This is a genomic window from Bradyrhizobium sp. 142 (assembly GCF_023074015.1).
Classification (GTDB): Bacteria; Pseudomonadota; Alphaproteobacteria; order Rhizobiales; family Xanthobacteraceae; genus Bradyrhizobium.
This window is the reverse complement of the sequence record NZ_JADPKQ010000106.1, coordinates 1-20,618: the sequence shown is the minus strand read 5'-3', so window position 1 is coordinate 20,618 and position 20,618 is coordinate 1. Positions and strand designations below refer to the sequence as shown.

The following is a 20,618-nucleotide window of genomic DNA, read 5'->3' as shown; positions in this document are numbered from 1 at the left end:
GCATCACCACCTGGCCCACCGGAGAGACAACAACCAAACAATGCCATCCGCGCCTTCCGGCGCCACCATCCCTCATGGCCATCACTGATCCATCAAACCTGCGTTGTAAAATCAGTCAGCACTGTGAGAAATGCAGGTTAGAGATAGAAATGTGATTGGCGTGCCCGGCAAGCCGGGTTTTGATTATGGGTTTTCTGCATAGTCCAGGCTTAGCAAATTGCAAATCTATAAACTTGCTTGAAATACTATTATATTGCTAAGTATGACTAAGCCTTCCGGCGGAAAGCTAAACTGCCTCGAACATACCCTGCCGGAAGGTCTATTGGTCGATGCTGGGTGGATGACTAAGCATGGCTATTCGACAGGCCTGCGCAGCCAGTATGTCTCGGCTGGCTGGCTGGTTCAGCCGACGCGTGGAACTTTCAAGCGCCCGCTTGGCACCTTGACATGGCAGAAGGCGGTCATATCGCTTCAGACGCTGCTTGAGTGCCCCCTGATCGTCGGAGGGCGAACAGCGCTCGAATTGCAAGGCTTTTCGCACTACCTAAGAGCGAGTGGACCGACCGTTGTTTATCTGTATGGTCCCGATGCTCCGCCCGGATGGCTCTTCAAGCTTCCGCTCAAAGAGCACTTCACATTCCGCAAGAGCACGACCCTCTTCAAAGCCGACCCGGTGACGAAGGTGCAAGAACTTCGCCTGGAATGTCCAGAGCAATACCGGCGCACCCGCCGACGAATTCCAGGCAGGCCCATTCAAGCAGATATGGGCCAGGGCGAATGGCCGCTCACCATCTCATCGCCCGAACGGGCGTTGCTCGAACTGCTCGACGAGCTGCCGCATAGCGAGAGCTTCCACCAGGTCGACATGCTTGTTGAGGGCTTGCGCAACCTCAGTCCCCGCAAGCTGCAAAAGCTGCTGGACGATTGCAGAAGCGTGAAAGTCAAAAGGCTGTTCTTCTGGTTTGCCGACCGGCACGACCATTCATGGCTGAAGCAAATAGACCGTGACAAGGTCGATTTGGGGAAAGGAAAGCGCATGCTGGCGAAAGGCGGAAGGCTCGATCCGAAATATTTGATCACTGTGCCGGAGGATCTCAGTGCCCCTATCTGAACGCTAGATTGGCCTGTAACGAAACCTCGTCCAAAAAATTCCAGCGGCTGACTGAAGATGACCGACTAGACTACATTCACCGCGCATTTTCGACGATTGTCGCTGAGATGAGCAAGCGTAAGGTCAAATCACGGCTCCGGGATGCGTTTAGACAAACTGTTTTTATGGGAGCGGTAGGCGGCGATGGCGGTGATGCGTGGCTTGTCGAAATCACCAGCCGACGAATGGGTATCGACAACGGTAAAGACACCGTCCAGCACGTTGACCAGCTTTTGGAACGCACGCTAGCGCAGATGACGGCTAAGGCGGGAAAGCAAAAATCGGGATTGTCGGAGCGGGGAAGTTCGGGATCGTCGGGGCGAAAGAAGTCGGTATCGACAAAACGGAAAAAGTAAAGGCTTGCTAGCTACTTGCCAGAATCTTGCAGATTAGGCGCTGAGTTCGGCGACATGGTGTGAATCGGCGTACATTGACCCGTCAATCGCGAGCTCAATCAATTATTTAGGACGCCGATCGGCGTTCGGACCCCCACTCCGAATAACAGGCGGGTGTGATCAAGTCTCGACGGCATCCTCAAAGTCGAAGGAATCGTCGCCCGGCCTGCACTCGTCATCGAAGCGTAGCGAGGGCATCTCGACCGGCGATGTCGGAGGCATTCCGTCTGAATCATCCGGCGCTGTCTCCCGCTTGACCGCGAAGATCACGGTTCGCCCGGTTTCGAGAACCGACCGGATAACTTTTTCAAGTTCGGCAGACTGGGGGATGGTCGTGCCAACCCAGGAGTTGGTGACGAGCGAGATGAATTCAGTGTTGGAGAGCCGTCTTCCGACATTGTCGAACCCAATAACGTTGCCGCCCTTTGGCCCCTTGAGCCGTCCGTTCGCATGCAAGCTCTTCCAAAGGTCAAGCGGAAGATAGATTCCCTTGAACAAGCCCTCGTCGTTCGGATTGAACACGACGCGCGGACAGAATTTCAGGAAGAACGGATTGTTGCACAGACGGTAGCCCTCGGGGGCGCGGTCGGCGCCGCACTTGGCGAGTTCGGCCAGCAACGCGTCCATGCGCTGGACTTCTTGCGTGAATTGATCGCCGTCCCGCCAGCGGAATTCAGCGCCGTCTTTGCCCTGTTCCATCGCCTTGTATTGCACCAGCACGAAGGCGCCGTAGGTCTCGTTGTAGTAGATAAGGTCGGCCCCGGTCTGTTCTTCCAAGGGCGTCCGGTTCGCCATGATCACCGTGAGTGCCTGACGGCGATCGGTCGGATTCTCAAAGATCATGGCCGCGACGTTGGAAGCATCGCGGATGGCGTTGAACCCGGGCAAGGATGTGAAATCCTTGATGATCATCACGTCTTCGCGGACGCGTGCGCCCGGCAAGCCTTCGAGGAACGAAGCCGGTCTTCCAGGCGTCGGCGACCAGGAGAGCATTTCAGCCCGCGGCACCCCTGCGATCGCAAGTGCAAGTCCCAGGGATTCCTTTTGCACCGCAAGATTTTCTCTTTCTTTCCATGTCAGACCCGGGATGGCCCGGGCGCGGTTCTCCGAAAACCGCCCCAGCCTTGTCGCCAGGTTGGGATCGCGCGCCGCCAATGCGTCCACCGCGGCCGCGAAGGTCTTCGGCGGCAGCAATCCGCCGGTGCCGAGGATGCGACGAAGGGGGCTCTGAATTTTGCGGGAAGGAGGCCGACAAGTTCTTCAAATGGAAGGGGCCGTTCCAATCTCTGCAACTCGGTCATGTTGAGCCGGGCCAACCCGGTCCCCGCCGACATGCCCTTTCGGCCGTCGGCGATGTGCGTGATCGCGCCGTCGCGAAAGCACGCCAGCACGACCAACGCGTTGCTACCGTAGGAAAAGCTCGGCACGGGTTCGGCGACGTACCGCGTGGCGTCGTGCCGGTTTTCTTCGGCGTAGTTCAGAATAATGTCACGCCGGCCCTTTGGAACATGGAGGACGTAAGCGGTTGCGGCAGGCATGAGAGCGGTCTTTCAGCCGGAAATTCGACGGGTGGCGCAATCCGCAAAGGTAAGTTCCATAGGACGCGGTTGTAAGGGGAGCCCGCCACAATTGGGTGGCTACAGCCCCAGATCCGCATTTGGCTCTGCGTTTAAAGAAATAAGAACACTTGTGCCAAGGCGAGGCCCTGGCTATGCGGCCGGGCAACATTTCAAGTGCGTTTCCCCAATGCCAGAAAGGCGAAAATAGCCGAATTTCTTTGCATTCAGAGCGGAATCCTGACTCTTTATTGAAGTTTTTAGAAATAACATTGAATATGGATAGGCATAGAGCTTTCTTACCTAAGGTTTTCCGTGAATCGCAACCATCTCAGCCATGCCATCCGGGAGCAACTGAAAAGGCTCCCGCCGCCGTTCGACTCCCATTACGGGGTCGTTCCGCTGCCACCACCCGAGGAGGGGATTGCGGTGGGGCCGGTCCTTGCACGGCTGAAGGCGGCGGACGCGGCCCTTGTTAGAATTGAGACGCTCGCGGCGGAACTCAAGGACCCTTATCTCATCAGCCGCATATTGCCCCGGCGCGAGGCTGTAAGCAGTTCGTCAATCGAAGGGACGAACAGCACACTCGACGAGCTGCTGTCAGTTGAGGAAAGCGAAGATTCCCCGCAGGGCGAAGCCGCCGCGCAAGTGCGCGACTACGCACTCGCGCTCGATGATTTTCTACCCCGCGCGCGCAAAGAAAAGCTGAAATTGTTCACGACCGCTCTGGTTCAGGATTTGCATCGTGCCGTTATGCGTGGCGATGCCGATTATAAGGACAAGCCCGGCGATTTCCGAGAGCGGGTAGTCTGGATCGGCGGCAGAGGCGACATCGCGTATTCGACCTATAATCCAACGCCACCTGCCGATATCGCGGCCTGCCTCGAAGACACCGTGAAATACATGCGCTGCGAGGGGATGCAGGCGATGTACCAGAGCTTCATCGTGCGAATGTCAGTGGCGCATGCGCATTTCGAGGCGGTCCATCCATTCCGCGACGGCAACGGCCGCGTTGGGCGTCTGCTGTTACCGCTTATGATGGCGGCAGAGGGAATGATGCCGCTTTATCTCTCGCCCTACATCGAGGCCCACAAGACGGCTTATTACGACTCCCTCAAGGCAGCGCAGCAACGGCTGGAATGGCACGAAACCGTGGGGTTCATGGCAGATGCAGTGGTCGGCACGACCGATGAGCTACTCAAGACGCGCGAGGCCTTGGCCACACTTGGCGCTATGTGGCGCGAACGTCGGAAATTCCGGCAGGGCTCTGCCAGCCTTCGCGCGCTCGATGTATTACCCCATTATCCAGTTCTAACCGTGAAGCGCCTGGCTAAGCTTCTCGACATCACTGTGCAGGCAGCTTCCCAAGCAGTGGAGCAGCTTGTCGAGCGCAAGATTCTCGTGGAGCGGACTGGCTATGCCCGCAACCGCGTATTCACTGCGCCTGATGCGCTGTCGATTATCAACCGCCCGTTCGGCGAAGACCCGATTCTTCCTAGCCCACCTTCATGACTCAGTCCATGATGATCTGATGGTTCGCGCATGCCGGAGGTGTAGCACAAGCGTTCGCATGGTATTGTCCACATACCATTTCTGAACCAGAGCGATCATGAGCGATTTTTCGAATTTCCGCGCCGTCTATAACGAGCTGACCGACGCTGTAACGGGCGCAAGATATCAATTCTTCAAAGACCATTTGGAGAATTTCTTCCGCAACATCGACGACACGCCAAGAGCCCACCGCGTCGTTTCCGACCTGGAGAAGCGCGTCGATTTTCCGACATGGTACGGCGAGTGCAAGGAGACGATTGGGTCCATGGTCGGGAGCGGCACGCTCACATGGCCGAAGGACAAGACCGACAGACTGGCTATGCATATCGCCCTGCTCCGGGAGCTCAGCAATGGCGAGCTGGATATATATGATTTCTGTGCCGCCTTCCTCTACACGGCCAACGATTACGATACTCATGTCCATGACATATCCCGGCAACTCTTCCTGCCGACGACGCGCGAGCTGATACGCCACATTGAACAGCATTTCGATGCTGCCGACATTCCGGCATCCGATCGCACCGTCACCATCAATCACAACAGCAAGGAATATACCGATGCCGACGAGGCGATGGCGGAACTTGAGAAAGCCATCCGCGAAGCCAACGACTTTGACGATCCGGCAGAGAGGGAGCAGCGCGAGGCGGAAATCTCCGCCGCACGGCGCCTCATAAGATCGGCTCGGGTTCGCGTCGATCTGGTCGTGGATCTGATCAAACCAACTGTCGTGCAGTATGCGACAAAAGTGAAAGACGGCATCGTCGCCAACGCAGCCAACGCGACCGTCACCGCATTGGGCGTGTTGCTCGGGTACGCGTTCAAGGCGCTACTCGGCCTGTAGCGTTATAATCAACGGCTCGTCGTTCGCCACAGACCAAAAGGGCCTGACGGCAACATCAAGCCGCACGGTCATCGTTGAATCTGCTCCGTCAACGTCGCAGTAAATCAGGTCTCCAGTAGTCGGCCTGTCCCGTTAAGAGGCCCTTTAAGCCGCCTTCCGTTTGAAGCAATTTTGAAGGAAGCTGGGAATACGGATCGATTCTCCAAACAGCAGCAGAGCCGACCGCCCCTCAATCGCCTCGGAATTCCCATGTTTGTCTTTTCCAGGAGGGCAATTCAACAGCGCCTTCATGACCTAAACGAAGTGCTCGACCATGATCAGCGCGACAAAACTGCCGCTCGCCTTAACAAGCCAGGTAGCGACCGACTGGCAGCGATGTGGGAGACAATTTTCCTCTATGCTTTTAGCAAAATAGGAAAGCTCACGTCCGAGCGGGCGCTCGCAACCGGCAAGAAGCCGGACATCAGCTTCACCTTTCTGGGTGAAGTTGCAGTGGGGTTGATTGCCGACATTACTGCTGTTTCGGATGAGGGCCTCGACAAGGATAATCCGATACAACAACTCTCCGCGGAGATTGCGCGCGAGGCCAAGAAGGTCGGACTACCTCCGGGCGGCATCAGATATCGCACAGAGAGTCGGCGGGAACCCGTGGCGGGCGGCGAGAAAGTTTTCTTGCAATTGCCTCCGGTCGGACAGTTTCCATCTTTACTAAAGAGCCATATCCGGCCGTTCTTATTGCGCGCAAAGACTCTCGGGGCGGCGGCGGCTCCCCTTGTCGTGAGGACCGGCGATGTATCCTTGACGGTCAGTTATGACGGCTCCCGCTACTCTTCAGGGAGTTACCCGGCGTACGATCATGCCACCTCGCTCAATGCAAACCCAATTATGAACCGGCTGAAGAGCAAAGCTAGCAAGCAGTTGAAGGGCGTCGACCCTAAAGTACTCAAGGGAATAATTGTCTGCGATGCTGACTGCGCGAATATGCGACGGGGCGGAATGGCACTGCCGCACGGAACGTTCGATCCTGAAGCAATAGCGAAAGAGTTTCTTCAACAAAATTCTTCGTTTGATTTCGTGATATTTGCGACAGTAAGAGCAGAACGTCTCGGGTATCAAATCGGAGAGAATTATGCCAACGATATTGCGCTGGTCACCTTGGCTAAAGGTGAAAAGGCAGAGCGCCTGCAATCACTTTGCGGTGCTTTGGCAAAGCATCTTCCGAAACCAGTGAAAAATATCACGAACGCTGCCTTGCGGTGCAGGGAGACAGGAATCGGAGAGAATTCTATAGGAGCGTATCAGATGTCTAGCAATCACGTACGGGTGTCCGCTCGCGCTTTAATGGATGTGCTTTCCGGAAAGATGTCGCCCTCGGAGTGGGAGAGCCATCACGGTTGGCGCGCTAACCCGTTTGTGTTGCGAATGATGGAAGGTCGCGGTGTCGCCAGGGCTGAGTTGATAGCAGGCGGCGACGAGGACGATGATTGGATAGAGTTCACCTTTGGCGAGCGCGACGCCGCGATGTCTCCGATCACAGCACGAAAAACATCCGACCTCCCGGAGTAACAGCAGTCCAGTGACTAACCTGCATCACTTGGCGAAATGTAAATCACGACAAGCGCGGGATGGTATTGTCGACTGATCCAAGCGCTTGAGAGAAATCAAACCCTATCCCGCCGGAGATTGAGATCATAAAAAGTTGTTTGATCAGAACCCGGCAGACGTTTGTATAAATCTCTCTGTGAGGATTTTCTTGGCGGGCAGGACCAAACGCAAGTCCTCCGGTCATTTGGTTCCAGCTCGGAAATTGGAGTTTACCTACTTCCCCGATCACCGCCGGGGTGTCGAATGTGATCGGCCTGATCGCGTGCGCGAATGCGTTCCGTATATTCCTGATGACGTGAAGATCATTTTGGACCAGACCTTTGTACAGCCCTCGCTCGAACCCGCCTTCAATCATCGAATAGAACGACGACCTGCACCCCACGGCTCGACACAATGAATCCTCCACGAACGCGCCGGCCATAATGGCAGCAGCCCTATCGCCTGGTCCGCGGCCATATCGAGCCGTTCAGATTCAGACATGGAATCGCCTTCCGCCGATTCTGACATTTCGAGTTCCTGATCGACCTCGCTCGGCTTATGTTCTTATTTTGTTCTCATGGGGTCAAGCAACGAAACACGCAGATTTGCGCCGCCCTGGCGGGTCGAAGAGGAAAATGCCGAAACATTCGTCGTCATTGACCTAACGGAACGAAGGTCGCGTGGGTTCATCATCGCGAGGCCTCGTCACGCTATTGGCCACGGCGCTGACGCTGCCGAGGCCGATCGGGACGCAGCAATGCTGATCGAAGCTGCCGTTGAAGAACGATCTTTCCATTGCACCGACGAAAATCGTGAAATCACACAGACGTGCCCACCGCGAGCGTTGCCCTCCGAAGGTGGCGGCGATGCCCTTTTCGTTTGGCGAACCATTGCCGCCGAATCTTCGTGAGGAGTTTCACGGCCTGCGTCTTGTCGAGTAGGATCGCGCGCGTCGACCATCGGTACGGAAACGCGAGCCGGTTCAGTTCATCCAGGATTCCGGGATGTGTCGCGGTCGGGAATCCGATGACCGTCAGTGCGCGCAAATGGGCGCTGCCCAGACGCGGTTCCAGCCCGCCGACCAACGGCTGATCGGTCAGCAGTGCGTCCAGGTGCATCGGCGTCTCGGGGACGCGGACGCGCTGGCGCTTCGTCGAGACGGTCGAATGGAGATAGGTTACGTCTCCGGATCATCGAGCCAATCGACTTCCGGTACGAGGCTTCGAAGAGCTGCAGCACGCGAAGGTGCGGTCGAGAAATCGTCAACGATCATTTTGGTACCAGCGACTGGACGCTGTTTTAGCGTGCAGCCATGAAACAAACCCAACCTCCGCCCAGCAGCTCTCACGTCGGAAGCGCCAAGCCCCTGTACGATTGGCAGCGCTTTTGGACTGCCCGCACCGGCACGCTCGACCTGTCCGACGGCGGCTTCCTGGCCGATCCGACCGGCCCGTTGCATCGATCCCATCCGGCGACTCCAGCGACGTTGGCCGAACTCGCACAATATCGCGCGCTTGTCCTCCTCGGCGAGCCCGGCATCGGCAAATCCATTACCTTGGAGGCAGGGGCCGCGCGCGCGTCTGCAGATGCCGTCGCCGACGGCACGACTTCGATCCACGTCGACCTGCGCGCCTATTCGAGCGATGCGCTGCTCCATCAGAGGGTCTTTGTAAGTCCCGAGTTCATCGCGTGGACAACGGGCAGCTCGCATCTGGTCCTTCATCTCGATAGCCTCGACGAGGCGCTCCTGCGCATTGACAGCATCGCAAACCTGCTGGCGAGCGAGTTGCCGCGCTACCCGACATCACGCATGTCGGTGAGAATTGCCTGCCGAACCGCAAGCTGGCCGGGCGCAATCCTGGAGCCGGTGCTGGGTAGCCTATGGGGCAAGGACGTAGTCGGAATTTTCGAATTGGCGCCGCTCCGCCGCAAAGACTTGGTGGCAGCCGCCACCGCGCACGGCATCGACGCCAACACCTTTATCAGGGAACTCTACGCGGCGGATGTCGTACGCTTCGCGATGAAGCCGTTGACCTTGAATCTGCTGCTCGGTCTGTTTCAGCGTGATGGACAGCTCCCGCGCAGCATCGTCGATCTCTACACCCGTGGCTGCCTCAAGCTCTGTGAGGAGACAAGTTCGAGCAGGCGCAACGCGCGACGTCTGGGAGCTCTCAATCCCGCCCAGCGCCTGCGCGTCGCCAGCCGCCTTGCGGCCGCGACGATGCTTGCCAACCGCTATGCACAATCGGACGGCGTTCCCGAAGAAGACGTCGCGCTTTCGATTCTGGCGCGGGGGCATGAAGAAGGGGACTTTCCCGCCTTCGACGTCACCGAGGATCATGTCCGCGAGGTGCTCGATACCGGCCTGTTCACCTCTCGCGGCGGCGAACTCATGGGGTGGGCTCATCAGAGTTTCGCGGAATTTCTGGCGGCGCGCTACCTCGTCGAAAAGAAGGTCTCGCCCGAGAATGTACTCAAGATATTGCTTCACCCCTCGGGCGGCCTGGTTCCCCAACTCGGCGTCGTCGCCGCCTGGATCGAGTCGCTAAGCAAGCAGATTCGCGATGTTCTCATCGCCCGCGAACCCCTGGTTCTGCTGCGCGGCGATTTGATCGGGTGGGGCGGCAGCGATCTTGCGGCATTGACCACTTCGCTGCTCACGGCCTTTAAGCACCAAAATCTGCGCGATTTCATCCCCGGTGCCAACCGCGGATGGGCGAGTTTGGCGTAGTAGTCGGCGACCTTTGATCCTGCTGATCTCCTTTGATCGAGCTGGCTGTCCCAAGAGTTAGATATTGCCAGCCGCCAACCAACAAATTGTATAGCCGACTAAGCTGCCCGCGATTCCGTTCACGCCTCCTCCCGCGCTACTTGAGGTCGGCGTGCTCTTAGCCTTGGCGTCGCACCATCGTTTTGGCGCAACTACAAACTTTGGTTGCGCCGGGCCTCTTTTCGCTACATCCGATTTCGCTATTGTTGAACGGCAACGCCGAACGGACAAGGATTCGACTCCAATCTTTCGGTGGCAGCAAGTGGGCCCCCATCGAGCCATAAGGTGGGGGCGCTTATCCCATAGAATATGGCTCGAGACCCTCTGATGCAGAGTAGGAGAGGAAGCAGAAAATGTCCCACGGATTCAACGAACTCGGTGCTTGGGACCGCGATCACCTCTTGCACCCGGGGACGCACATCGGCGCGCATGCGCGAGGTGAAATTCAAACGCGCGTGATCAGCGGGGGCAAAGGAGTCTACATCACTGATAAGTCTGGGCGAACCAGCCTTGACGCCTTTGCGGGTCTTTTTTGTGTGAATGTCGGATATGGCCGCCAGAAGATCGCCGAGGCGATTGCAAAGCAGGCGAACGAACTCCCCTATTACCACGCATACGATGGCTACGGCACAGAAGCCCCGATCACGCTATCCAGGATGATCATCGACCGGGCGCCGAAAGGCATGAGTCGCGTCTTTTTCGGTCTATCAGGCTCGGACGCGAACGAGACAAACATCAAACTAATTTGGTACTATAATAATGTGCTTGGCCGACCGGAGAAGAAGAAGATTATCTCTCGCTCGCGAGCCTATCACGGCTCAACCGTCATGACAGGCTCGCTGACAGGCCTTGAACTGTACCACAACGCCTTTGATCTACCGCGTACGCCGATTCTCCACACTGAAGCTCCGTACTATTTCCGCCGCGCTGATGCGACCATGAGCGAGGAGCAGTTCGTCCAAGCCTGCGTCGACAAGCTTGAGGCAATGATTGTAGCCGAGGGTCCCGATACAGTCGCGGCGTTCATCGGAGAGCCGATCCAAGGTGCTGGCGGCATTATTCCGCCGCCCACCGGATACTGGGCGAAGGTACAGTCCGTTCTGAAGAAATACGACATTCTACTCATCGCGGATGAAGTCGTCTCCGGATTCGGCCGCCTGGGCAGGATGTTTGGTTCCGACCACTACGACATCAGACCGGACCTGATCACAATCTCAAAAGGTCTGACCTCCGCGTACGCTCCTTTGTCCGGCGTCATTATTTCGGACAAGGTTTGGCAGGTTCTCGTGAAAGGCTCCGATCAACTCGGTAGTATCGGTCATGGTTGGACTTGTTCCGCCCATCCTATCTGCGCGGCGGCTGCTATTGCAAATCTTGAGCTAATCGATGAGATGGACCTGATCACGAATGCTCGCGATATTGGAGCCTATCTCCAGTCCGCACTGACTGAGGCGCTGGGCGATCATGGAAACGTCGGCGAGGTGCGCGGCGACGGGCTGATGGCGGCGGTGGAATTTGTCGAGGATAGGGATAATCGCATCCTCTTCGATACATCAAAAAAAGTGGGTGAGCAGGTCGCCGCCGCGCTGCTTGAGCGTGGCGTCATCGGCCGCGCCTTGCCGCAGGGCGACATTCTCGGGTTCGCGCCGCCGCTGTGCTTAACAAAGCACGAAGCTGATATCATCGTCGAGAGTACAGTGGACGCAGTCAATGCTGTTTTTGCCACTTTTTGAAAAGGCCGCCTTACACTGGCGACCTCGCGCAACTGCCAATATCGCTTCAAAATGCGGCGGAATTATCCTTTCCAGCGATCCTGCGAGTTTCCGTCGGTTGGCCCTTTGGAATACCACCAGCGTCGCACGGCTTCCCAAATAGTATGTAACGTATTGGTCGCAGTCGAGCTTCCCGTCTCGACTCCTAACAAGTCATGCATGCTGATGGAACCAAAACTCTTTATGTCGCGATACTGACGAGTGAGTTCTAGTGAATAGGCGTTAGTGCGACTTAAAATCCGGCGACGATTGTTTTCCAGAAATTGGAACAGAGCCGGTCGTGGGATATTCAAGAGGTCATCCCCGATGAACGGTAAGAGCGTATGTCCGTCTCTGCCGATGAGATAGCTCGCCTTACACTGCGCGTCCGAGGGTTGCTCGGGCGGACCGAGCCGATCCTCATCACAGGAGGACGAGCCGTGGCAGATTATAGGGAAGCATTCGTCGGAATCGATGCCAAACTGAGAAACGCCATCCGATTGCTGAGGCAGGCCGGGAGGGAGAAGTTCGTTTCTTCGGCGAGGTCGACGCTTCGGCAACCAACATGGGTCGCATCATAGCGCGGATCGCCAACCGGTTCGACCGCGTGCATTTCTGCTACGAGGCCGGCCCGACCGGCTACGGCCTCTATCATCTGATCCGATTGCTGGGCCATGAATGCACGGTGTTGGCACCATCGCTGCTCCCAAGGAAGCCGGGGGATCGGGTGAAGACGAATCGCCGGGACGCCGTTTCTCTCGCGCGGCTGCTACGCGCTGGCGAGCTGACGGCGGTATGGGTTCCCCATGAAGGCCACGAGGCGATGCGGTATCTCGTTCGCGCGCGAGCGGCAGCGGTTGAGGCGCTGCGGGTTCACCGGCAACAGGTGGCGCCTTCATGCTCAAGCACGACCGCACCCGTCCTCGCAAGAAGAGTTGGACGATGCGCTATCTGCGCTGGCTTCAGGAACAACAATTCGATCACCCCGCACATCAGATCGCGCTCCAAGAAATGGTTGAAGCAGTTCGCGTCGGCAGGGAGTGGGTCGACCGGCTCGAGCGCACGATCAAAGAATTTGTCTCGGGCTGGTCTCTGGAGCCGCTCGTGCGGGCGCTTCAAACGTTGCGAGGCGTTGATTTGATCGTCGCAGCGACGTTCGCGACCGAGGTTGGCGACGTGAGCCGTAGAGCCCAGTCAACTCATGGGTTACCTCGGCCTAGTGCCGAGCGAACGATCGACGGGAGTCTGTCAGGCGCGGCCGCATCACCAAGGCCGACAACGGCCGTGTTCGCCATATGTCCGCATGTCCACCCAGCCGCGAGCTTGATCCGCAACGAGCCGGACCAGCTCGTCCGGACTGTAGATATATGGCGCCGGACGAGAGCGAGGACTGGCGAAAGGCGGCGGGCATCAGCGCAACTTCGGTGCAGCGCATCTGGCGGGCGCACGGACTGCAACCGTCTCGCCCACCAGTTCAACCTCTCGAATGATCCCAACTTGGTCGACAAGCTGCAAGACGTGGTCGGTCTCCACGTCAATCCGCCCGAGCATGCCATCTTGCTCTCGGTCGACGAGAAGAGCTAAATCCAGGCGCTCGATCGCACCGAACCGGGTCTGCCGTGAAAAAGGGGCGCGCCGCCACCATGCCCACGACTATAAGCGCAACGGTACCACCCACTATCTTTGCCGCCTTCGATGCGCTCGAAGGCAACGTCATTGGACGCTGCGTTCAGAAGCATCGGCATCAGGAGTTCATCCGCTTCTCAACCAGATCGAGGCTCAATTTCCGGTCAAAAAGGCTGTCCGCGTCCTCGACATTTATGCCACTATAAGTACCCAAAGGCCCGCAAATGCCTCGATGGCCATCCGCGTTTCACCTTCCAGTTCACGCCCACCTCATCCTCGTGGCTCAATGCCGTCGAAGGATTCTTCGCCAAGCTCTCCAGACGCGGCCTCAACGCGGGGTCTTCCGTTCGGTCCGCGAACACTGGTTTGACTATGTTGCAACAGAAGCTTAATGACCTGATTTCATTGGGGCGCTGGAAGGCAAAAGCTTGAACGAGGCGGCGGATTTATCTAAGCCCTTCCATAGCGAGCCGCAGCGACTTCGGGATGCGCTGCGCCTTTCCGGCTGAAATAAACGCCACGCGTACACGCGCCGTGACTAGGAGATTGTCTCCGCGCCTGCATTCCTGCAGCAAGGCAATCGACGCTCCCCTCACCTCTTGCGGGACTGTGACGACGTCAAGCAGGTCATCCAAGACCGCCGGTTTTAGAAAATCGATCGTCATGGAGCGGACCACGAAGGCAAAGCCGGGCGCATCGTTCTTGGCTTCTTTGAGTAGCGCTTGCTGAGTGGTTCCGAGCAGGCGCAAGTAGTTCGTTCTACCCCGTTCCATGAAGCGCAAAAAATTTGCGTGATAAACAATCTGACCGGAGTCAGTATCTTCGAAATAGACGCGAACCTGCATATGATGGCCGCCGTCGCGAATTTCGCCATCAAGAGAAGCTGTCACAGTGCGGTTCCCCTACTGCCCTTCTGGGACGAATTGTCTTGCACAGAGGCGCGTTCCGCAGCAAGTGCCAATGGGCTTCGTGCGTGCAGGTGGAGGCTGCCCGGCGCAAGGCCGGTCGGAGACCGGTTGCTGTTGCTGGAAGCCGGAACCCCCTATCCAGATTTCGGGCAAGTCCCGCACGCACGGATGGTTTGCAGAGCTCTTATCGCTGCTCAGCAATCCCCGAGGACCGAGGTCGCCCCATCGGCAAGCGCCTTGATTCTGCGCTTCGCAGGCCAAAGTCGGGATTGCCCGGCAGTGCGGATTGTTCAGCAGTCCTATTCCGCGAATCCTACCATTCATAGCAGTTGTTAAACTCCGGCCGGTCAGCCATCGCGGCTGGATATTCCAGGTGAGATGGTCATGGAGATCGATGAAACCGGGCAGAATGATCCACGGCACCTTGACCGGAGAGTCGGCTGCGCCGCTCTGCGGCCGAGCTCGTCGCTCGGTACGACACGCACCGCGCCTGGCAAGTCCGCGCCGAGCGCTGCCAGATCGAAGTCGCTCCGTGGCCACCGCGCCGCAAGAAAGCGACGAGTTCATTTGCATATCCGTCACGTGCCGGGACGCTGCCTCCATCAGCCGAGCGATTCGGTCGTAAGGTCGCCGTTGGAGCAGATGTTCGAGTTCGGCATGAGAGGCCGGCCATCGTCATTCAACATTCCGCGTTGTCGTGTTCAGCCGTGTCCGGCTGAAGACGTTAATGTCCGGGACCAGACACTGAGGCGCGAGTATTCCGACGGTGGACACGAAGCACATGGTTTTGCCCTCTTCAAGCCAGGCTCGCAAACGTCTTTAGTGGCACGTGGATTGCTGGGACACCGTAAAAGGATCCGCACGACCATGACGATCTCGCATTCGCCGGCCCAGGAGTTCAAATGAAACTTGCTCGACTGATCCAAATCAATGCCTTGGACGCTGCGCTATTGAGTGCGGTCCCGCCTAAAGCCTTGCCGCGTCCGTCGCGGGTGCCGCTGTCGTTCTTCGCGTTGGATAGCTCTCAAGACCACCAGACACGACTAGCATTCAGCGCGCTTACTCCCGAGCAAATCCGAACCAGTGTGACACGTTTGGGCCGCTCTGTGGCGAATGCATGCAGCGGCATGCGAATGTTGGCGTCGGACCGGGAGGAAACCAAATCAAGCTTAGTCTCGAGCAATGGCCGCTTCCTTTCGAAGAGGGGAGCGGACAGAAGTTGTTCAATGGCACGCTGGAGCAGATCGAGCTCGGCGCCCGACCCGGCGCGGGTCACACTCGGAGGTGGAGCACCATTTTCTCCAGCAGTATTCGCACTCCTCGGCGCCTGAAGTCTTCCTCGGTGCCGTTTCGCAACGCCCGAAGGACATTCGGCCTCGGCCACGGCATCTGTCTTCCTCGCCGAACCATAATCATCCCGCGTGTCCCCGAGCGGATGGCGACACTCGTTCTGCTCTACGGTGGTTGCCTCGAGTGGGAGCCGACAAACCCGCATCTTTGATCGAAATGCACGACTTCGGTGAGCCCGAGCTGAAGAGCGCGATAGACACGAGGAACGAAGCTGCCATCGCGCCTTGCCTTCACAAGAAAGCTAGAGGAGTTAAAAAATGCGCGCCCCGACCTATTCCGAGGCCTTGGAATTCGCGATCGACCGCTCGTACGACATTAACCTTGACATGTTGAGGTCACGGAATTTGCACCTTGACACGCACAACGATTATCTTGTCGGCACATATCCGCCTCTCAAGGCAATGGGCGACCTGAATGCCGAAAAGTTGTTGCTTCAGGTTTCGTCGTCAATTGATCTCTATTTTCACATCCCCTTTTGTGATCAGTATTGTACCTTTTGCCACTTCGCCAAGGAAATCAATCCATCTTCCGGGCGAGTGGAGCGCTATCTGGCGGCTTTAGATAAAGAGATGAGTTGGTCGGAGGCGGCGCTGGCCGGCAGAGCTGTTGAGACTGCTTTTTTTGGAGGCGGCACTCCCTCGTTCTTGACCAACCGTCAACTCGAAACGCTATTTGGTATGATTAGGCGGCGCTTTGATTTGTCTAAGTCGGAAGTGAGTTTCGAATTGCATCCCTCTCTTGCAAAGCAAGTGGACGCTGCAGATCGCATATCCACACTGCTTAGAGCCGGCGTAAACCGCTTCGTATTGGGCGTTCAGAGTCTAGATCCGAGCATTTTACGCATATTGAACCGCGGGCACCACCTGGACGAGGTAGTTCAACTCGTAAAGTTACTGAATGACATGGGCGTTCAGAATCTGTCGCTTGACCTCATGTATGGGTTGCCGGAGCAAACGCTCCGGAGCTGGTACGACTCACTTATCGGCTTACTGGATATGGGAATAGAGAAGTTCAATGTATTCCCATTGATGTTTAAATCTACAGACCCCGTAGCCCGCCATTTGGCTCGGGGACGATATCAATTTGCCGGGGCTAAGGAGCGCATTATCATGCATTTTATGGCCGAGCACATCCTCACGAAACTCGGCTATCGCCATGGGCCGATTTTCTATTGGAGTAAGCAGTCGCAGCCACACTCGATTCAACAGAGCCGCAAATACGATTCCTGGAACGACAATAATCTGGTCCCGTTTGGGGTTGCCGGATTTGGTTACATGAGCCAGTGCCAGTTCTATAACGAGGCAGATTTAGATCGCTACCTGTATAGGGTTGAGGCGGGCGAGAAGCCTGTGTGGAAGGGTGTTGTCCTGTCGCACGATGATCTCATGCGCAGAACGGTAATGTTTGCCCTGCGAAGCAGTGGGGTGTTGCTCTCCCGCTTCGAGCGGGAGTTTGGGGTGTCCATCGAGAATTGCTTCGGCCGCGAGCTTGAACTCTTGAATGAGGCAGGACTCATCTGCATTTCAAACGGCCTGCTTTCGTTAACTGCCGCCGGCACTATCAATTCGGGCGCCGTATCGCTGCTATTTTTCTCGAACAATATACTCGAGCGGGTCGCTTACAACGACAGTAGGATAATAGACAAACGAACTGATCTGCTCGAAAAACACGATTACTCACCGGCCGCACGATACGGGTCAAGTGCCGAAATGCAAGTTGCGTTTCGATGAAGTCGCGGGCGCGCTCATTTATGGTCGCTCCTTTTTCCGTTTCCACCCCGCAAGGGTCGCCCTGCCAGGCGGAGGACATATTTTCGCATCTGACCGATAGCATTGATCGCCGGCAGCGAGAACGCCCGCTTGGGCTGGTCAGCAATTTTGTCGCCGATCAACTGCCGCACTGCATTGCGGAGGTCAAATGCAGTGAACGACCAGATGAAGCGGTTAAGGCTCTTGGGCGTAACATCAACGCGATGATTGCGAAGACGGACTATGAAGCGCAGCTGCTAAGTCTGCCGCAGTCGGACTTCGAGATCGCTAAGACAGACATCCAATATCTCGTAAATTGTGCTTATCAGATGTCTGCGTTTGCCGGCCTTCATCCCGTGGACGCCGAGCTGACGGTGGGAGAGGTACTGATCCGCCTTGCGCGCTCGAGTTGTCAACGGCAGCCCGGCATTGAGGTCCTCTCCTATGAAGATATGATCCTTACGAATCCGCTGCAGAATGATCCACGCGTATACTGCCTCGGCGCGGCCGGGGTCGAGGAGCGAGATTTTTGCTTGGGCCATCAGATCATCGAGAGCGAATTGCAGTCAGCAATTGACGCTCTGCTCAAGTTGCGTGATGTGGCCGACGTGGATGCGGGGCAATGTCTTGCACTATGCCTGGAGCGCCTTGAGTCAGCAAACAATGTTCTGACGCGCTTTTATGAACATATGTCGCCGGACTTATTTGGCCAATTTCGTGTGTTTTACGGAAAGAATCCTTACAAGAATACGCTCGGTCCAAGCGGCCGCTTCTCGGCCCGTATCGTGGCGCTCTCGGTGCTACTGGTCGGTGAAGAACTCTTCCACCAGAAACCGCAATTTTATACGGATCTGTATCGGCTGTCCGAATATTATCCGCAGAGATGCATTCACGAGGTATTCCGCTGGCTGTCGTCAGGCAAAGGAAGTGCACCGCTCAAGCCAGGTTGGCTAAAGGGGAAAGCGGACTTTCCCAGGGTTGCGACCATTTCACCAGTCGTGGAGCATCACGGCGGCGAAATCGGAACGCTGCGCACGTCCTGTGTTTGTGCACTGGATCGGTTTACCCGGATGCACCGTAGTACGGCCTTAAAATATACGGTTGAGCCGGGTCGTCCAGTTGTCGGAGTTGAGGTATCGGAAAGTGTTGAGGCTGTCCTTTCTCAGCGGCTGTTGACAGAGGCGCGCCCGTAAGCCGACGGTGGTCTCTGCGTGGCTAAAAACAGAGGCGCAGGCGTCCGCCACCGGTCGAGAGGTAATAGTCGATGTCTCAAGACGAACTGATCCTTCGTCGGTTCGAGTCCGTGGATAGCGATGATGCATGGCATCTGCACAGAAGCGCATCGCAGGATGTTGGTGTGTGTGGCCCGGAAGGGGCTTGGGAGGATGATTTACGCAATATCGGGGAAGTATACATCGCCTCGGGCGGAGACTTCGTAGTTGCGCATATTGGTCCCCGGTTCGCTGCCATGGGTGGGCTGAAACCTTTTGATGATGATGTCGCAGAACTAAAACGTATGCGGGTCGACCCCGTCTTTCAGCGACGAGGGTTTGGAAGGAGGGTTCTTCGTGAATTGGAGTCGCGAGCTGTTGCTCTCGGTTTCAAGTGGATAATGCTCGATACAACAACGATCCAAGTAGGGGCCCAAAGACTTTATGAGAGCGCTGGCTATGTTCGCCGCAGGGAAGGGATGTTGCACGGATATGCAGTGATCTTCTACGAGAAGCGGCTCATTTGGCCAGGATGACCCCCGCTGAGCAAATGAGGTTGTGAGACCGGATAATCCAGTGAAGCTCTACGGACGCGCAACGAGCACAAATTCAATCACCTGCCCCTGACTAGCCCAAATGCCCAATCTCGCTCCTTGGGAATGACGTCGAATGCGCTCAGATAAAACCGTATCATCCGCGAGGAATTTCTCATTGAGTCTCGCGAGATCTGCGATCGGAATGAATCGTGTCACTGTAGCTGACAAGGACGTGAAGGTTTCGCGACCGATAGGCCTCGAACGCACGCACAAACTCACGCCTGGCCGAGCCAGCGTTGAATTCAAAACGAGAGCTGATACGGTGCGCCAGCGGCGGATAGGCGAAGACGCTCTGGAGTGTCGTGGGCTCGCGACGTGAGCCTTGCCAGCCGGCATACAAATCCACCTCGATTCAACCGCAACATTCTGTTGCGTATGGAATCCAAAAGTCCGCTCTTGGCGCGATGCTGGGTGGTGGATGCACGGGCGCGTCCAATCGCCCCCTACGTCGGGTCAGCTTATGGTCGTCGCCCTTCCAGATCGTGATGCTACTCGGGCGTATCGACCGGTTGCGTGCCGTAGCGCTCGCAGGCTCTCAACGAAGGACCCAGCTCGCACCCTCCTGGATCACGATTGAGTACCAAACCTGCATCGAGCAGCTGCGGATCGGGTCTCACCAGCTTCGTGGTGCTCACGCCCATATTCGGGTCAACTGCCATTCGGTAGTCTCGTTCAAGCAGCTCTCGCAGGCGCTCGATGCGAGCGAACCGGAATGGATGGACCGGTTTGATCATCGGGCCAGGCTCCTCGGATCGAATGCGAACAATCGGATGATGAAAATGACGAGCGGGCGACGGGTGACGTTCATGAGTCGAGCTGTCGGTTCTCCGCCGAATGCCAGTCCGCGCCGTGGAGGCGGATCATCTCCCGACGGGACCGCTCGATGAAGATGCGCTCAACGCAAAAGCCGGCTGTCACTGAAGCCGCCAGCGCAAGGCCGCAGACCATATAGTCATTCATGAAATTCCAAAACATGTTGCAGCCGGCAACTCCTACAAAAGTAAGTGCCATGACCGTATTGCGAAATGCCTTAACCATGTTGCCCCCAGTCAGTGGGAACTTTACCATTGCAACCATGACGATTAGCAGCGTTTGACCCTTGTTAGGCGCCGTCTTTCTGCTCGATCAGCCTGGGTCCGCCCGCGCTGTCGACGGCCGTGGGTTCCCCATTAGGCCGGCAGGTCGCCGACAGTCATCCCGTCAACGCCCGCCGCACCTTTGTTGCGCTTCACTCGCGCCAACGCTTCCTTCAGATTCTCACGCTCGACCACTGCTTCCATCAACGGCCCTGCGACCGCCGGGCGTTCGAGACTGGCTTTCGCCGCGCGTGCTTCGGTCGCTTGGGCGGCGGCCTTCGGGGCTTCACCCCTCGCTCCGGTGCCCAAGTTCAGTTCGATCTGTTTCTTCTGCCGCATGGCTCGCACGAGATCGCCGTTCTACTAACCACTTCCACCGTTCGGGCCTTCAGCGGCGCGCCGCCGCCTGTCGGGTCGGAGGAGGCGCGCTCGATTGCTCTTGCGCTGGCCTCCGTCCGCCGCACAAACTGGACGTGCAGTTTTCCCGCATCCAGCTTTCATGAAC

General features: G+C 57.0%; 16 protein-coding genes and 3 pseudogenes. 12 read left to right on the top strand and 7 right to left on the bottom strand.

The features are described 5' to 3' along the window. Positions 1 to 262 precede the first annotated feature (262 nt). Entirely contained in the window at positions 263 to 1,111 is an 849-nt protein-coding gene (locus IVA82_RS10440; RefSeq protein ID WP_247387755.1) for a type IV toxin-antitoxin system AbiEi family antitoxin domain-containing protein, read from the top strand. 8 nt (positions 1,112 to 1,119) lie between these two features. After that, positions 1,120 to 1,506: a hypothetical protein gene (locus IVA82_RS10435; protein ID WP_247387753.1), complete on the top strand. Its 387-nt coding sequence runs from the start codon at positions 1,120 to 1,122 to the stop codon at positions 1,504 to 1,506. Positions 1,507 to 1,665: 159 nt separating this feature from the next. On the opposite strand, the gene IVA82_RS10430 is transcribed toward IVA82_RS10435, so the two are convergent. Continuing rightward, positions 1,666 to 2,700 carry a hypothetical protein gene (locus IVA82_RS10430; protein ID WP_247387752.1) on the bottom strand — a complete coding sequence of 345 codons (1,035 nt, stop codon included), beginning with the start codon at positions 2,698 to 2,700 and terminating at the stop codon, positions 1,666 to 1,668. Positions 2,701 to 3,530: 830 nt separating this feature from the next. On the opposite strand from IVA82_RS10430, the gene IVA82_RS10425 reads away from it, so the two are divergent. From IVA82_RS10425 to IVA82_RS10415, 3 genes are all read left to right on the top strand, one after another. Further along, positions 3,531 to 4,613: a Fic/DOC family N-terminal domain-containing protein gene (locus tag IVA82_RS10425; protein ID WP_247387750.1), complete on the top strand. Its 1,083-nt coding sequence runs from the start codon at positions 3,531 to 3,533 to the stop codon at positions 4,611 to 4,613. 97 nt (positions 4,614 to 4,710) lie between these two features. Continuing rightward, the gene (locus IVA82_RS10420) at positions 4,711 to 5,493 is read left to right on the top strand and encodes a hypothetical protein (RefSeq protein ID WP_247387749.1); all 783 of its coding nucleotides are present in this window, start codon (positions 4,711 to 4,713) and stop codon (positions 5,491 to 5,493) included. A gap of 249 nt (positions 5,494 to 5,742) precedes the next feature. Then, positions 5,743 to 7,059 (top strand): hypothetical protein, encoded by a 1,317-nt coding sequence (locus tag IVA82_RS10415; RefSeq protein WP_247387747.1) that lies wholly within the window; start codon positions 5,743 to 5,745, stop codon positions 7,057 to 7,059. A gap of 43 nt (positions 7,060 to 7,102) precedes the next feature. Here IVA82_RS10415 and IVA82_RS10410 read toward each other — a convergent pair whose 3' ends face one another. Next, positions 7,103 to 7,522 (bottom strand): hypothetical protein, encoded by a 420-nt coding sequence (locus tag IVA82_RS10410; RefSeq protein ID WP_346658779.1) that lies wholly within the window; start codon positions 7,520 to 7,522, stop codon positions 7,103 to 7,105. A gap of 427 nt (positions 7,523 to 7,949) precedes the next feature. Further along, positions 7,950 to 8,293 (bottom strand): annotated as a pseudogene (locus IVA82_RS10405) (conjugal transfer protein TrbE); the annotation flags it as partial. Between the two features lie 270 nt (positions 8,294 to 8,563). Between IVA82_RS10405 and IVA82_RS10400 the strand changes: the two are divergent. From IVA82_RS10400 to IVA82_RS10385, 4 genes and pseudogenes are all read left to right on the top strand, one after another. Continuing rightward, complete coding sequence (locus tag IVA82_RS10400) at positions 8,564 to 9,808, top strand: hypothetical protein (protein WP_247493286.1); 1,245 nt, start codon at positions 8,564 to 8,566, stop codon at positions 9,806 to 9,808. Positions 9,809 to 10,200: 392 nt separating this feature from the next. Further along, on the top strand, positions 10,201 to 11,580 hold the full coding sequence (locus tag IVA82_RS10395; protein ID WP_247387743.1) for an aspartate aminotransferase family protein: 1,380 nt from the start codon (positions 10,201 to 10,203) through the stop codon (positions 11,578 to 11,580). A gap of 362 nt (positions 11,581 to 11,942) precedes the next feature. Next, a pseudogene (locus IVA82_RS10390) lies at positions 11,943 to 12,896 on the top strand (IS110 family transposase); the annotation flags it as partial. Between the two features lie 99 nt (positions 12,897 to 12,995). Then, positions 12,996 to 13,554 (top strand): annotated as a pseudogene (locus tag IVA82_RS10385) (IS630 family transposase); the annotation flags it as partial. A 116-nt stretch (positions 13,555 to 13,670) separates the two neighbouring features. Here the strand turns inward: IVA82_RS10385 and ybgC are convergent. Continuing rightward, entirely contained in the window at positions 13,671 to 14,114 is a 444-nt protein-coding gene (gene ybgC, locus IVA82_RS10380; RefSeq protein WP_247387742.1) for a tol-pal system-associated acyl-CoA thioesterase, read from the bottom strand. 1,625 nt (positions 14,115 to 15,739) lie between these two features. On the opposite strand from ybgC, the gene IVA82_RS10375 reads away from it, so the two are divergent. The 3 genes from IVA82_RS10375 (at position 15,740) to IVA82_RS10365 (ending at position 18,977) form a co-directional block, all read left to right on the top strand. Beyond that, the gene (locus IVA82_RS10375) at positions 15,740 to 17,212 is read left to right on the top strand and encodes a coproporphyrinogen-III oxidase family protein (protein WP_247387741.1); all 1,473 of its coding nucleotides are present in this window, start codon (positions 15,740 to 15,742) and stop codon (positions 17,210 to 17,212) included. Further along, on the top strand, positions 17,209 to 18,423 hold the full coding sequence (locus tag IVA82_RS10370; protein WP_247387740.1) for a hypothetical protein: 1,215 nt from the start codon (positions 17,209 to 17,211) through the stop codon (positions 18,421 to 18,423). Before IVA82_RS10375 ends, IVA82_RS10370 begins: the two co-directional genes overlap by 4 nt. 71 nt (positions 18,424 to 18,494) lie before the next feature. Beyond that, the gene (locus IVA82_RS10365; RefSeq protein ID WP_247387739.1) at positions 18,495 to 18,977 is read left to right on the top strand and encodes a GNAT family N-acetyltransferase; all 483 of its coding nucleotides are present in this window, start codon (positions 18,495 to 18,497) and stop codon (positions 18,975 to 18,977) included. A 548-nt stretch (positions 18,978 to 19,525) separates the two neighbouring features. Here IVA82_RS10365 and IVA82_RS10360 read toward each other — a convergent pair. From IVA82_RS10360 to IVA82_RS10350, 3 genes are all read right to left on the bottom strand, one after another. After that, positions 19,526 to 19,771: a hypothetical protein gene (locus IVA82_RS10360; protein ID WP_247387737.1), complete on the bottom strand. Its 246-nt coding sequence runs from the start codon at positions 19,769 to 19,771 to the stop codon at positions 19,526 to 19,528. Positions 19,772 to 19,841: 70 nt separating this feature from the next. Continuing rightward, positions 19,842 to 20,075: a hypothetical protein gene (locus tag IVA82_RS10355; protein ID WP_247387736.1), complete on the bottom strand. Its 234-nt coding sequence runs from the start codon at positions 20,073 to 20,075 to the stop codon at positions 19,842 to 19,844. A 131-nt stretch (positions 20,076 to 20,206) separates the two neighbouring features. Beyond that, positions 20,207 to 20,452 carry a hypothetical protein gene (locus IVA82_RS10350; protein WP_247387734.1) on the bottom strand — a complete coding sequence of 82 codons (246 nt, stop codon included), beginning with the start codon at positions 20,450 to 20,452 and terminating at the stop codon, positions 20,207 to 20,209. Between the last annotated feature and the right edge of the window lie 166 nt (positions 20,453 to 20,618).

What these genes read in the sequence shown, in the direction of transcription:
- IVA82_RS10420 (WP_247387749.1), top strand. Translation starts at nt 4,711, where the DNA reads ATGAGCGATTTTTCGAATTTCCGCGCCGTCTATAACGAGCTGACCGAC.
- IVA82_RS10440 (WP_247387755.1), top strand. Translation starts at nt 263, where the DNA reads ATGACTAAGCCTTCCGGCGGAAAGCTAAACTGCCTCGAACATACCCTG.
- IVA82_RS10395 (WP_247387743.1), top strand. Translation starts at nt 10,201, where the DNA reads ATGTCCCACGGATTCAACGAACTCGGTGCTTGGGACCGCGATCACCTC.
- IVA82_RS10350 (WP_247387734.1), bottom strand. Translation starts at nt 20,452, where the DNA reads ATGCGGCAGAAGAAACAGATCGAACTGAACTTGGGCACCGGAGCGAGG.
- IVA82_RS10415 (WP_247387747.1), top strand. Translation starts at nt 5,743, where the DNA reads ATGTTTGTCTTTTCCAGGAGGGCAATTCAACAGCGCCTTCATGACCTA.
- IVA82_RS10365 (WP_247387739.1), top strand. Translation starts at nt 18,495, where the DNA reads ATGTCTCAAGACGAACTGATCCTTCGTCGGTTCGAGTCCGTGGATAGC.
- IVA82_RS10360 (WP_247387737.1), bottom strand. Translation starts at nt 19,771, where the DNA reads ATGATCAAACCGGTCCATCCATTCCGGTTCGCTCGCATCGAGCGCCTG.
- IVA82_RS10375 (WP_247387741.1), top strand. Translation starts at nt 15,740, where the DNA reads ATGCGCGCCCCGACCTATTCCGAGGCCTTGGAATTCGCGATCGACCGC.
- IVA82_RS10370 (WP_247387740.1), top strand. Translation starts at nt 17,209, where the DNA reads ATGAAGTCGCGGGCGCGCTCATTTATGGTCGCTCCTTTTTCCGTTTCC.
- IVA82_RS10355 (WP_247387736.1), bottom strand. Translation starts at nt 20,075, where the DNA reads ATGGTTAAGGCATTTCGCAATACGGTCATGGCACTTACTTTTGTAGGA.